Origin of the sequence: Paenarthrobacter sp. R1 (assembly GCF_030264015.1) — a bacterium.
Classification (GTDB): Bacteria; Actinomycetota; Actinomycetes; order Actinomycetales; family Micrococcaceae; genus Arthrobacter; species Arthrobacter ureafaciens.
Genome location: NZ_CP127115.1, coordinates 1,710,785 through 1,724,254 on the forward strand (window position 1 = coordinate 1,710,785; position 13,470 = coordinate 1,724,254).

Here is a 13,470-nt window from a genome sequence, read left to right on the forward strand (position 1 = left end):
GTAGCCATGAACAAGACTGTTGAAGACCTGATCACCCGTTCCAACCGCCTCGGCGCGGACAAGCGGAACACCAACTTCGCCGGCGGCAACACCTCGGCCAAGGGTTTCGAGAAGGACCCCGTGACCGGCCAGGACGTTGAACTCCTCTGGGTTAAGGGCTCCGGCGGCGACCTGGGCACCCTGAAGGCCGAAAACCTCGCAGTACTCCGGCTCGACCGGCTCCAGGCGCTCAAGTCCGTTTACCCCGGCGTCGAGCGTGAAGACGAGATGGTGGCCGCGTTCGATTACTGCCTGCACGGCAAGGGCGGCGCAGCACCGTCGATCGATACCGCCATGCACGGCCTCGTGGACGCAGCCCACGTTGACCACCTGCATCCGGACTCGGGCATCGCCATTGCGACGGCGGTGGACGGTGAGGCGCTGACGTCGAAGATCTTCGGCGACAAGGTGGTGTGGGTTCCCTGGCGACGGCCTGGATTCCAGCTCGGTTTGGACATCGCCGCGATCAAGGAAGCCAACCCGCAGGCCGTCGGCACCATCCTGGGCGGCCACGGCATCACCGCCTGGGGCGCCACCAGCGAAGAAGCCGAAGCGAACTCCCTCTGGATCATCGACCAGGCCGAGAAGTACATCGCAGAGAACGGCAAAGCCGAGCCATTCGGCCCCGCCCTCCCCGGCTACGGCGCCCTGCCGGAGAAGGAGCGCCGCGCCAAGGCGGCGGCCCTGGCCCCCGTGATCCGCGGCCTGGCCTCCACGGACAAACCGCAGCTGGGGCACTTCAGCGATGACGCCGTCGTGCTTGACTTCCTCGCCTCCACCGAGCATCCACGCCTCGGCGCACTCGGCACGTCCTGCCCGGACCACTTCCTCCGGACCAAGGTCAAGCCCCTCATCCTGGACCTGCCCGCGGACGCGTCCATCGAAGAGTCCGTGGCCCGCCTGAAGGAACTGCACGCTGAATACCGCGAGGATTACCAGGCGTACTACGACCGGCACGCCGACGCTGATTCACCTGCGTTGCGCGGCGCGGACCCGGCGATCGTGCTCATCCCCGGGGTGGGTATGTTCTCCTTCGGTAAGGACAAGCAGACCGCCCGCGTGGCCGGGGAGTTCTATCTCAACGCCATCAACGTCATGCGCGGCGCCGAGGCGATCTCCAGCTACGACCCGATCGAGGAATCCGAGAAGTTCCGCATCGAGTACTGGGCACTGGAGGAAGCCAAGCTCGCCCGGATGCCCAAGCCCAAGTCCCACGCGACCCGCATCGCACTGGTCACCGGCGCGGCTTCCGGCATCGGGAAGGCGATCGCCACCCGATTGGCGTCCGACGGCGCGTGCGTAGTGATTGCCGACCTGAACCTTGAGAACGCCCAAGCCGTCGCCGAGGAACTGGGCGGTCCCGACGTCGCCATCGGCGTCCAGGCCGACGTGACCAACGAAGCCCAGATCAACGCCGCCATCGCCGAAGCCGTGCTCGCCTTCGGTGGCCTGGACCTGGTGGTCAACAACGCCGGCCTGTCCATTTCCAAGCCGCTGCTCGAAACCACCGAGAAGGACTGGGACCTGCAGCACAACGTCATGGCCAAGGGATCGTTCCTCGTCTCCAAGGCCGCAGCGAAGGTCATGATTGACCAGGGCCTGGGCGGAGACATCATCTACATCTCCTCCAAGAACTCCGTGTTCGCCGGACCCAACAACATCGCCTACTCCGCCACCAAAGCCGACCAAGCCCACCAGGTCCGGCTCCTCGCTGCAGAGCTGGGCGACCACGGCATCCGCGTCAACGGCATCAACCCCGACGGCGTGGTCCGCGGCTCCGGCATCTTCGCCGGCGGCTGGGGCGCCAAACGCGCAGCGGTCTACGGCGTGGACGAGGAAAAGCTGGGCGAGTACTACGCCCAGCGCACCCTCCTCAAGCGCGAAGTCCTCCCCGAACACGTGGCCAACGCCGCAGCCGTGCTCACCAGCAACGAACTCTCCCACACCACCGGCCTGCACATTCCCGTGGACGCCGGCGTCGCAGCAGCGTTCCTCCGATGAGCACTGCATTTGGCGATATCGACGGCGGGCGGCCCACCTCCGGTGTGTTCGCCGCCGTCGATATCGGCGCGTCCTCCGGCCGCGTCATGCTGGGCCGCGTCTGCCCCTCCACAGGCGCGACGCTGGAGACCGTGCACCGTTTCCCCAACGGAGTGGTGGAACTCGACGGCGGACTCCGCTGGGATTTCGACGCCCTCTTCGCGGAGGTACTTGCAGGCCTCCGCGCGGCCGCGACTGTGGCAGCCGGAAACGGCGAGCGGATCCAAAGCATCGGAATCGACACCTGGGCCGTGGACTACGGGCTGGTGGACGCTTCCGGGAAACTGATCGCCCCACCGTACAGCTACCGGGACGAGCGAAGCCGGTCTGCCGTGGCGCGCGTGCACGCGCTCATTCCACCGGAGCAGCAGTACGCCACCACTGGCCTGCAGTTCCTGCAGTTCAACACCATCTACCAACTGGCTGCAGAGCCCTCCCTCGACGGTGTGCAGGCACTGCTCATCCCGGACCTGATCGCTTTCCTGCTGACCGGGCAGCGTCGGACCGAGGCAACGAATGCCTCCACCACCGGGATGTTTGATGCGGTGACGGAGGAATGGGCCACGGAATTCCTGGATGTACTGGGGCTTCCGCGGGACATCTTCCCGCCACTGATCCAGCCGGGCGAATCTTACGGAACCCTGCGGCCGGACATCGCCTCACAGCTGGGCATGCCTTCCGGTACCCCCGTGGTTGCCGTGGGCTCGCATGACACCGCCTCGGCTGTTGCCGCAGTCCCTGTAGAGCAGGAAGAGTTCGCCTATATCTCCTCCGGAACGTGGTCCCTGGTGGGCCTGGAGCTGAAGCACCCCGTGCTCTCCAAAGAAAGCCGGGCCGCGAACTTCACCAACGAACGTGGAGTCGACGGGACCATCAGGTACCTGCGAAACGTGGGCGGGCTCTGGCTACTGAGCGAGTGCCAGCGCACCTGGGCAGCCCAGGGATTCGCCCAATCACTCCCCGCACTGCTGGACGCGGCTGCCGCCCTGCCTCCTGGCGGACCGCAGATCAATGCCGAAGACCCCGCTTTCACCGCGCCGGACAACATGCCCGAACGCATCCGCTCAGCCGTGCGGCACAACGGTGACGTTCTCCCCGACCGTCCGGCCGCCGTCGTGCGTTGCATCATGGACAGCCTTGCCGCAGGTTACGCCCGGACCCTCAACGACGCCGAGCGCCTCACCGGCCGTACCGCCGGCGTGGTGCACGTGGTGGGTGGCGGATCGCAAAACAGGCTGCTCTGCCAACTGACAGCGAATGCCACGGGCAGGCCGGTGGTCGCCGGGCCGGTTGAGGCCACGGCCCTGGGCAACGTGCTGGTCCAAGCCCGCGCCGCCGGCGTGGTGATCGGCGGGTTGACGGAATTGCGGGCGCTTGTTGCGTCAGGGACGGAACTGGTGAGGTACGAGCCCGTGGAGGCCCGGATCGTTCAGAGTTCCTCACGTTCCAGCACAGGCCCGCACTGAAGAATGTAACCGAAAGGTGTCATAATGAAGTCATGGACATGAGTGTTGAGTCTATTGGCCATGCAATTCGCGAGCGACGAAAGGCTTACGGCTACACCCAACAGGATTTGGCTGACGCAATCGGCACTTCCCGTAAGTTTGTGGTCGATCTGGAGGGGGGCAAGGGTGGGGCATCTTTTGGCCTGGTCCTGAAGACCATGAAAATCCTTGGCCTGAGCATAACCTTGGACGACAACCGTGCCCACGAATTCGCCGAAGACTTTACAAAGACAATTAATGAGGGCGACTTTCACTATGCCATTCGCTTGCTGGGTGAATACGCTGCTTCCTCACTCTCAGCCGGACGAGCGCTCATGCCAAATGCACCCTCCTTCGCGGACGATGCCTACTGCACCGCACTTGGCGCAGTCACTCGGTGGGTAGCAGCTAAGACCGGCACCCCAGCGCCCAAATGGGCGAAGAACGCCAAGGCGGCAACGCAACCCGTGTTCCTGGCCGAGAAGCTCCATCCGGTCAGCGAACGAATGAAGGAGCTCATTCGTCGTGAAACTCCGTATGAGATCGCTGCAATGAACGTATGGATCCGCGAGCGGGACTTGGCGACGGTGTGAGTGCATTGAGTGAGTTTCGACGTTCAGACGTGGTTAGGTTGCTCCAGGAGCTAGAGGCCCGCCTCGCATCCCGTGGCGTCTCGTTGGACATCCAAATCATTGGCGGGGCCGCGCTCCTACTCCACGGTCTTCTTGATCGCGCAACCACCGACGTCGATGCCCAATACACCCCCAGCGGTGTGGTGGATGCAGTAGCTGCAGACATGTCCCAAGAGTACGGGTTGCCCCCAAAGTGGTTGAACAACCGCGCAGCAGCGTTCCTTCCTGACGACGCCCAATGGATTGTTGGTCCGAAAGGAACCTCTTCGGCGGTGAGACTCGCCGACTTGCCCACCCTGGCTGCAATGAAGATAGCGGCGGAGCGAGCCAAGGACATCGAGGACCTTGGGCATTTGGTGTTGGCCATGGGCATTGATGATGCTGCCGAATTGGTGCAACTGGCTTTTCAAAAGTATGGCGAGCATTCAGTGACACTGAGCGCCCCCACTGAAAATTACGAAATTGTCGCCGAAGAGGCAATTGCCGCCGCCCGGGCCCTGCGCCGACCACCCATTTCCCCGTAATTCATGCCGCCCAGCGGTTCATGCACCGCGAGCGCAGATCACTGACCTCGAACGTCTCCTACGTCACAGCGGCCGTGAAGCCCCCGCGCTAAACTGAACGCATTATGATCCGCACAATGTTCAAGTCCAAGATTCACCGTGCCACGGTGACCCACGCCGATCTCCACTACGTCGGGTCGGTCACCGTCGATCTGGATCTCCTGGACGCCGCCGACATTCTTCCCGGCGAACTCGTGTCCATCGTGGATATCACCAACGGTGCCCGCCTGGAGACGTACACCATCGCCGGCGAGCGCGGATCAGGGGTCATCGGCATCAACGGTGCCGCAGCCCATCAGGTCCATGTGGGCGACCTCGTCATCCTCATCACTTATGCGGAGATGACTACTGAAGAAGCCAGGTCCTACGAGCCCAAGGTGGTTCACGTGGGGAAGGAAAACCAGATCCTGCAGCTCGGCAACGATCCCGCCGAGGCCCACACACCCGGACTGATGCGGCCCCCGCATGCCTTGAACAACGCGGCTCACCTTAGCTGAACCAGCCACAAACCAAACCTCGACGGCGGCACTCACCCTGAGTGCCGCCGTCGGCGTCTGCGCGCGTGAGTGGGCCCTCGAGTGCGTGCGTCCGGATAACGGACCTCAGCACTGAAAACGCTTACTCGTGAATAAATCTGATTAGGCTGAAGGCGTGATCCACATTTACGCAGCCTGTCCCCTGCCATGATCGGAGTCTTGTCCGGGTTCTTCGTGGTGTGGGCCATCATCCTGGTGGGAATGTTCGTGGGGCGCCGAAACATCCTCGGTGACAACGCGAGATCCGTGCTCAGTTCGCTGACGTTCTTCGTCGCCAGCCCTGCCTTGCTGTTCGAAACGTTGAGCAAAGCCAAGCTTCACGAGGTCTTCGCCGCGCCGCTGCTGGTGACGGCAGTGGGAGCGACCATCACGGGTCTCTTGTTTTTCCTGATTGCGAAGTTCTGGCTGAAGCGCAGCCTTCCTGAATCGCTCATGTCCTCGATGAGTTCGTCTTTGGCCAACTCGGCAAACCTTGGCATTCCCATTTCCGTGTTTGTCCTGGGCGACGCCAGCTATGTGGCGCCGTTGCTCATCTTCCAACTGGCATTTTTCACGCCCATGTATTTGATGGCGTTGGATGCGAGCACCAGCAACCATCGCACCACTCCCCTGCGGTTCGTCCTGATGATCGTCAGGAATCCGATAATCGTGGGATCCGCATTGGGCCTTGTGGTGGCTGGTACCGGCTTTCAAGTCCCCCAACTGATCCTCGAGCCGATCCACTTGATTGGCGGGGCGGCGATTCCGGCCATGTTGATGGCTTTCGGTATGAGCCTGAACGGTTCCAAGCCGCTGCAAAACTCCGGGGGCCGGCGCTTGGACACCCTGCTGGCCAGTGCGTTCAAGCTGCTGGTGCATCCCCTGATCGCGTATGTGTTTGCCCGCTTCGCCTTGAACATGGACGGGCACGCGCTGTTCGCGGTGGTGGTGACCTCTGCCCTGCCGACAGCACAGAACGTGTTCGTTGCCGCCAACCGATACCAAGCGGGCATCACGGTAGCGAAGGACACCGTCCTGCTCACAACCATCGTGGCTGTCCCCGCGATGATCGCAGTGGCGTTGTTGCTCGCCTAGTCCCCAACTGGATCGCAATTGTGCGCGTTTAGCGGCGTGTAAACGCGCACAACTGCGACCTGGATGGGCTACTCGACGTCCGCCTTCGCCAAATTGAGCTCCAGGAGTTGGGCGCAGCGGATAAATCCCAGATGCGAATAGGCCTGGGGGTGGTTGCCAAGGTGGGTCTCCGTGCCGGGATCGTATTCCTCCGGCAACAATCCCGTTGGACCGAACAAGGCGACCAGGCGGTTGAAGAGCTCCAAGGCATCGTCCAAACGGCCCACTGCGAGGTAGGCCTCGATCAGCCACGTCGTACAGATGTGGAAGCCACCCTCCAAGCCCGGCAGGCCGTCGTCGTACCTGTACCGGAAGACTGTGGGCCCCACGCGCAGTTCCCGTTCCACTGCGGTGACCGTATCCAGGAAGCGCTGGTCGCGGACATCCAGCAGGCCGGACAATCCAATGTGCAGCACTGCGGCGTCCAGGTCGGGGCTGTCATAGGCCACCGTGTAGGACGCAACGGAAGAATCCCACCCTTCCCGCAGGACTTCATCACGGATGGTCTCAGCGGTTCCCGCCCAATCGGCATGCGGCATCCGACCATGCAAACCCGCCGTGCGGACAGCACGATCCAGGGTGACCCAACACATGACCTTGCTGTAGACATGGTGCCGGGGCGGTTTGCGGGCCTCCCAGATTCCATGGTCCGGCTCGTGCCATCGGGCGATGACGGCGTGGGCCATCTGCTCCATGAGGAACCAGTGGTCATCCGGCAGGAAACCCCGCCGTTCCGCCAGGTCATGGATCAGTTCCGCAATGGGACCGAAGACGTCCAACTGAACCTGGTGGTCAGCCGCGTTGCCGATCCTGACCGGGCGCGAACCGGCATACCCCGGCAGGCTGTCCACAATTGCTTCGGTGGAAAGCGGCGCCCCCGTCACCGAGTACAACGGGTGCAGCCATTCGGGCCCCGGGGCGTTCTCCAGGATCCGCCCCAACCAGCCGAGGAAGCCCTCCGCTTCCTCCGTGGACCCGAGGCCCACCAACGCATTCACGGTCATAGAGGCATCACGGAGCCAGCAGTAGCGGTAGTCCCAGTTCCGCGTGCCGCCGATCCCCTCCGGAAGCGACGTGGTGGGCGCGGCAAGGACAGCCCCGGTGGGCTGGTGGACCAAGGACTTCAGAACGAGCGCCGAGCGTCTCACCAGTGAAGTCTTAATGGCCGGCAACCGGAGCGATTTGACCCACTCCCTGGAGGACTGCCCGACGGCGGCGCGCCTGGCCGGTTCTCCGTCCGGATCCGGAGGGGCGGATTCTGTATCACCGCAGCGCAAATTGAGCACAACCGGCCCGGACCCCAGATATACCTCCGCGGTGGCAGTTGCGTGCCGGCTGTCACTGGTGATGGTGAACTCAACGCCCGGCGCGGACAGGATGATGGGATCCGAGGTGCCCACAACGTGGATCTCATCGCCGCGGATCTCCATGTTGAAGGGAGCGCTGGCGTAGTCCGGGCGGGGGGCGAAGACCACCCTGGCCGTGCCGTTTCCGGACAGGACCCTGACCAGGCTGGTGATGCCGTCCGGTGCCGGTTCGAGGTAGTCGGTCACGGTGACATCGGCCCAGCGGGTCTCCACGATCATGGTGTTGTCCACGTAGCGCTGCGCGAGGACCGCAGAGGGTTTCACGGGCTCGATGCTGAAGTGACCTGCCGGCTCGCCACCGAGGATGTGTGCGAACAAGGACCCGGAATCGGGCAGCGGGTGACTCATCCAGCAGACCTTCGCGTCCGGGGTGAGCAGCGCCGTGGAGGTGCCGTTCCCAATCATCGAGTGCCGCTCCAAACCAACGGCGTCCTCACCAAAGAGCCACGACCGCCGCAGTTCGAACAACAAAGCCAGCACCCTCGCGAAGGCTTCGGGGTCCGGAATGGTGTGTGCCGCCGTCGTATCTCCCGGCCCGACGTGCAAGCCAAGGTCCGGTCCGCGCAGCGTGGCGAGCGCCCGTTCGTCGCTCTCGGCGTCCCCGGCGTAGAGAGCGGCTGTAACGCCCAAACGGGATCGGAGCTGTTCAAGTGCCTTGCCCTTGGCAGGTTCTTCCACCGTGAGGTCCAGGACGGTGCCGTCGACGATGAAGTAGAGGCCGTACTGGATGGCAATGTGCTGCGCCTTGTACGTTACGCGTTCCACCACATCCTGCGTGGCGGGGCGGGTGCGGACCGCCACGCCTACGGGTTTGCGGACTATGCTGACGCCCTTCTCGAAGCCAACGGCCTCACTCAACGCCGTAGCCACCTCATGCAGCAGGTTTTCGGTGGCAAGGGATTGCCCGTAGGCGAATCCCATGTCGAATTCGACTCCATGGGACCCCACCAAATGCACCTCCGCCGGCAACCGGGAAACGGCGGCCAGGTCCCGCAATGACCGCCCGGAGATGATGCCTGCATGCGTGTTGGGAAGCGCCGCCAGCGCACGCAGTGCCACGGCCGCGCTGTCCAAGGGCAACGTCTCATTGGAAACGCCTTCGGCCTCACACAGCGTGCCGCCGTAATTGCAGGCCACCAAAAGGCCCGGAACCCTGGACAGGACTTTGAGGTCAGCCATCAACTCCGGGGTGATCCCTTGGTCCTCCTGGGGACGGACAAACGAACGGAGTAAACCAAGCGGCAACGAGTTCATCAAGAGCGCCGAATCGGCAACTGACTGGTTCAACGGCGTCGGCATGGCGGTTCCTTCCGGAGTGGATAGGAATAGTTTCCGCCCGAAGGGTTTCCCTCGTATAGCTCTGTAATTGCGTATGTGTAAAAGGAGGTCCTAGGCCGGGACCAGACCCGCCACCTCGGCCACCAACTCGACCGACCGCAGCCGCTCCTGAGTCCCCACGCTCTGGTGCGCAACGATCAGTTCATCCGCATCCGCATGCTTGGCGAATTCGTCCAGGTATTCCCGCACAACGTCGGGGGTTCCCACGGCGGAGAACTTCATCATCTGGGCGATGTGCTGCCCCTGCGGGGAGTCAAGGACCATATCCGCCTCGTCGTCCGTGAACTCGCGTCCGCCGCCAAAAAACAGCGCCACCCTGGCACGCTTCACGGCGAGGTGGATTGCCTGGGCTTCTGCGTTGGTGTCAGCCGCTGTCACGTTGACGCCGGCAATGACGTAGGGCTCGGACAGTTGCTCGGAGGGCTTGAAGTCGCGGTGGTAGATAGCCACTGCGTCGCGCAGGGCGGCGGGCGCAAAGTGTGAAGCGAACGCGTACGGCAGTCCCAGCCGGGCAGCCAGCTGCGCACCGAAAAGCGAGGAGCCCAGAATGTACAGCGGCACGTTGGTTCCCTTGCCCGGAGTCGCCTCCACGCCTTGGATCCGGGTAGGACCCGTGAGGTAACCCTGAAGTTCCAGGACGTCCTGCGGGAACGAGTCGGCAGACATGTGATCGCGCCGCAAAGCACGCATGGTGTTTTGGTCGCTGCCCGGAGCACGGCCCAGGCCGAGGTCGATGCGGCCCGGGTGGAGTGTTTCCAGCGTCCCGAATTGTTCGGCGATGGTCAGCGGCGAATGGTTGGGCAGCATGATGCCGCCTGCCCCCAACCGAATGCTGTTGGTGTGCGCTGCCACGTGGGCGATCAGCACGCTGGTGGCGGATGAGGCGATGGCGGACATGTTGTGGTGTTCGGCGTACCAAACCCGGCGATATCCCAGCTCTTCCGCCTTCTGCGCCATGGCCACACTGCCCGCGAGGCTTTCCGCCACTGTCTGGCCCTTCCCGATGGTTGCCAGGTCGAGGATGGAAAGAGGAACAGTCACAGGGGTACCGGCCTTTCGGAGTGGTTCGCGTCGGCCCGTTGGCGGGCACTTAAGCGACAACGACGGCGTTGCCCGCCTTATTTCTGTGAGTTACGTCGCGGTTCTCCAAAGCGTCCAAAATCCCCTGATTGGGCCCCCGTTAGCAGTCCAGCGTCTATGCGGTAGCTAATTGGTTTTCTTGCGTCCAGGTTTCCCAGTAGCGTTTCGGCGTCGTGCCGTCCAGGGATCCGTGGGGCCGTTCATGATTGTAGATAGTCTTCCATTCCTCGGCCAAATACTTCGCTTCGGCCATGGTGTCCATGATCTCTCCGGAGAGTTGTTCCCTTCTGAATTGGGCGTTGAAGGATTCGATGAAGCCGTTCTGCCAAGGTGAGCCCGGGTCGATGAAGGCGGTGTCGACTCCGGCGGTATCGCACCAGTCGATCAGTGCGGCGGCGGTGAATTCGGGGCCGTTGTCACACCTGAGGTATGTCGGTGCGGTGCCGGTTTCGGCGATGATGTTCTCCAGCACCGCGACCACGTCAGTGGCTTTGAACGACCTTCGCGGGATGACGGCCAGCGCCGTGCGGGTGTATTCATCGATGACGTTGAGGAACCGGATGTGCCGGCCGCAGGAGGTCACGTCGGATTGGAAGTCGAAGCTGACCACGTGCATCGGATACTGGGCTGTGAGGCGTTTCTGTTCCCCGGCGCCGGGCCCGGTGCGGCGCTTCTTCCGGGCTCTGGGTTTGCAGGTCAGGCCTTCGTCGCGCCAGAGCCTGCGGATGCGCTTCCTGTTCAGCGCTACCCCGTCCCACGCCGGCTGGGCCAGCAGGTGCCAGCGGGCCTTCCGCCAGCCCCACGCCGGGTGCTTCATTGCGATGGCACGCAGCTCCGAGCGGAGCTGCGCCTCTTCGAAGCCCATGTCGGGTTTCTTTTTGCGGAACGCGGACCGGTTCTGCCCCAAGACCTTGCAGGCGAAGCGTTCGGATGCCCCGAACTTCTCCGTCGCCATGCGCACGGCACGGCGACGTGGTTCGGGGCTCAGAATTTTCCCTTCGCCACCTCGTTCAGGATGTCGATCGCCAGTTCCTTCTCCGCCAGCAACCGCTTGAGCCGGGCGTTCTCCTTCTCCAGCTCCTTGGTCCGCTTGGACGCTTCGGCGTTCTTCTCAGACCCGTACTGGTTCAGCCAGCGGTACCAAGTCGCCTCGGTGACCTGGAGCTCCTTGACGACCTCGACCATCGGACGGCCATCGTTGAGCATCTTTTGGCCCTGCCGGACCTTGGCGATGACCTGCTCCGGGGTGTGTCTGCGTGCCATGATTCGTGAATTACCTCCTGTGTCCATTCTCGGACACGAAACTCACACAAACACTGGACTGCTCTCCGGGGACCCAACCACCCCCGCTTTGTGACCGGGCGGGACGCGTGATTACCGGCTGTGACCCCCTGTATCTCCGCGTTTCATAGCGCTTTGACCGCTCTTTGCGCCCTACCGGATAGTGGCAGCGACAAGTACGCATCGAACTTCACCCAAGGGGTACTCATGGCACGATTCACAACCAAGACCGGCGTCACCGTGGCGCTGGCAGTCACTGCTCTCTTGGGCCTCGCGGCCTGCTCGGATCCCGGCGCGACGGCGGCAACCGGTTCCGGCTCCGCTTCGGCGAGCGCCACTGCCAAGCAGTTCAACCTCTCGCCGGTACAGGACCGGATCAAAGTTGACGTGGATTCTGCAGCCGCTGCACAGGTTCCCGATGCCATTAAGGCTGACGGCAAGCTCACGGTGGTGACTACCGGCGGAACCCCTCCCCTGAGTCTTTTCGCGTCCGACAACAAGACCCTCATCGGCAGCGAGGTGGATATCGCGTACGCCGTGGGCGGGACCTTGGGCCTTGAGGTGGAAGTCCTGCCGGTGGCGTGGGCCGATTGGCCGCTGGGCGTGGAGTCGGGCAAGTACGAGGCCGTGCTTTCCAACGTGACAGTCACTGAGGCCCGCAAGGAGAAGTTTGACTTCGCCACCTACCGCAATGACCTCCTGGGGTTCTACGCCAAGAGCGATTCGGACATCTCCCAGGTCAAGGAAGCCAAGGACGTAGCCGGAAAACGCATCATCGTGGGTTCCGGTACCAACCAGGAAGCCATCTTGGTCCGCTGGGACGAGGAGAACAAGAAGAACGGACTGAAGCCCGTTGATTTCCAGTATTACGACGACGACTCCGCCTCCCAGCTTGCCCTCCAGTCAGGCCGTGCGGACCTCACGTTCGGCCCCAACGCCTCAGCGGCCTACAAGGCTGCGCAGGACGGCAAGACCAAGCAGGTAGGAACGGTTGAAGGCGGCTGGCCCCTGAAAGCGGAGATCGCCTTCACCACCAAGAAGGGCAACGGTTTGGCGGTAGCCGCCCAGAGCGCCCTGAACAAGCTGATCAAGGACGGCAACTACGGCAGGATTCTCGAGCGTTGGGGCCTTTCCTCCGAAGCCATCCCGGCTTCGGAACTGAACCCGGCAGGCCTGCCCAAGAAGTAGCAGGGCACGGTGGTTCCAGGACCTGTGAAGGGTATGCAAACCTACGTGGCCGGCAGTAGCCACCGGTGTTTTACTGTTCACTATGACTGAGTTGCTGAAGCAGCACCCCAACGAACCGCACAATGACAGCATCGCGGCACGCTTGAACTGGCTGCGCGCAGGCGTCCTCGGAGCCAACGACGGCATCGTGTCCGTGGCCGCCACGGTTGTGGGCGTCGCGGGTGTTACCAACGATGTCACCCCCATCCTGGTAGCCGGCACGGCCGCCGTCGTGGGCGGGGCCGTTTCCATGGCCCTTGGCGAGTACGTCTCCGTCAGCAGCCAAAGCGACAGCCAGCGGGCCTTGATTGAGAAGGAACGGAAGGAACTCCGTGACGATCCCGAAGGCGAACTGGCGGAGCTTGCCTCCATCTACCAGGCCAAGGGCCTCAGCGAAGCCACCGCGCGGACGGTAGCCCGCGAACTCACCGAGCATGATGCCTTGGGCGCCCACCTGGAGGCTGAACTGAAGATCGACGAGGCAGAGGTAGTCAATGCCTGGCATGCGGCCTTCGCCTCGGCAATTGCCTTCACCGTTGGCGCAGTGCTTCCGCTGCTGGCCATCCTCCTCCTGCCGGCCGAGGTCCGGATCCCGTTGACGTTTGTGGCCGTGGTGGTGGCTTTGGCCATCACCGGCACGGTCAGCGCCAGGATCGGTGGCAGCTCGAAGCGGAAGGCCACGTTGCGCCTGGTCATCGGCGGCGCCCTTGCCATGGCCTTCACCTACGCTGTTGGCCTGCTGCTGGGCACCACGGGGATAGCCTGACCTC

The 13,470-nt window shown here is 63.2% G+C and carries 11 protein-coding genes; 8 read left to right on the forward strand and 3 right to left on the reverse strand.

The window, feature by feature from the left end:
* Positions 1 to 6: 6 nt before the first annotated feature.
* The 6 genes from QN084_RS08305 (at position 7) to QN084_RS08330 (ending at position 6,368) form a co-directional block, all read left to right on the forward strand.
* Complete coding sequence (locus tag QN084_RS08305; protein ID WP_069694888.1) at positions 7 to 2,040, forward strand: bifunctional rhamnulose-1-phosphate aldolase/short-chain dehydrogenase; 2,034 nt, start codon at positions 7 to 9, stop codon at positions 2,038 to 2,040.
* Positions 2,037 to 3,545 (forward strand): rhamnulokinase, encoded by a 1,509-nt coding sequence (locus tag QN084_RS08310; protein ID WP_069694889.1) that lies wholly within the window; start codon positions 2,037 to 2,039, stop codon positions 3,543 to 3,545. Before QN084_RS08305 ends, QN084_RS08310 begins: the two co-directional genes overlap by 4 nt.
* Positions 3,546 to 3,577: 32 nt before the next feature.
* Positions 3,578 to 4,156 carry a helix-turn-helix transcriptional regulator gene (locus QN084_RS08315; RefSeq protein ID WP_021474162.1) on the forward strand — a complete coding sequence of 193 codons (579 nt, stop codon included), beginning with the start codon at positions 3,578 to 3,580 and terminating at the stop codon, positions 4,154 to 4,156.
* 29 nt (positions 4,157 to 4,185) lie between these two features.
* Complete coding sequence (locus QN084_RS08320; protein WP_225739997.1) at positions 4,186 to 4,719, forward strand: DUF6036 family nucleotidyltransferase; 534 nt, start codon at positions 4,186 to 4,188, stop codon at positions 4,717 to 4,719.
* Positions 4,720 to 4,823: 104 nt separating this feature from the next.
* Positions 4,824 to 5,255, forward strand: coding sequence for an aspartate 1-decarboxylase (panD, locus tag QN084_RS08325; RefSeq protein ID WP_170828595.1), 432 nt, complete (start codon positions 4,824 to 4,826; stop codon positions 5,253 to 5,255).
* 186 nt (positions 5,256 to 5,441) lie between these two features.
* Positions 5,442 to 6,368 (forward strand): AEC family transporter, encoded by a 927-nt coding sequence (locus QN084_RS08330; protein WP_069694890.1) that lies wholly within the window; start codon positions 5,442 to 5,444, stop codon positions 6,366 to 6,368.
* 68 nt (positions 6,369 to 6,436) lie between these two features.
* On the opposite strand, the gene QN084_RS08335 is transcribed toward QN084_RS08330, so the two are convergent.
* The 3 genes from QN084_RS08335 to QN084_RS08345 form a co-directional block, all read right to left on the reverse strand.
* The gene (locus QN084_RS08335) at positions 6,437 to 9,073 is read right to left on the reverse strand and encodes a trehalase-like domain-containing protein (RefSeq protein ID WP_069694891.1); all 2,637 of its coding nucleotides are present in this window, start codon (positions 9,071 to 9,073) and stop codon (positions 6,437 to 6,439) included.
* A gap of 90 nt (positions 9,074 to 9,163) precedes the next feature.
* Entirely contained in the window at positions 9,164 to 10,153 is a 990-nt protein-coding gene (locus QN084_RS08340) for an LLM class flavin-dependent oxidoreductase (protein WP_069694892.1), read from the reverse strand.
* A 154-nt stretch (positions 10,154 to 10,307) separates the two neighbouring features.
* Positions 10,308 to 11,455, reverse strand: a protein-coding gene (locus QN084_RS08345; RefSeq protein WP_139126917.1) for an IS3 family transposase whose coding sequence is annotated in 2 segments (ribosomal slippage) — positions 10,308 to 11,182 and positions 11,182 to 11,455 — 1,149 coding nt in all. Because the reading frame shifts where the segments join, the coding sequence is not laid out codon by codon here.
* A gap of 225 nt (positions 11,456 to 11,680) precedes the next feature.
* On the opposite strand from QN084_RS08345, the gene QN084_RS08350 reads away from it, so the two are divergent.
* Positions 11,681 to 12,661 carry an ABC transporter substrate-binding protein gene (locus QN084_RS08350; RefSeq protein WP_021474168.1) on the forward strand — a complete coding sequence of 327 codons (981 nt, stop codon included), beginning with the start codon at positions 11,681 to 11,683 and terminating at the stop codon, positions 12,659 to 12,661.
* Positions 12,662 to 12,743: 82 nt separating this feature from the next.
* Entirely contained in the window at positions 12,744 to 13,466 is a 723-nt protein-coding gene (locus QN084_RS08355; protein ID WP_021474169.1) for a VIT1/CCC1 transporter family protein, read from the forward strand.
* Positions 13,467 to 13,470: the final 4 nt, after the last annotated feature.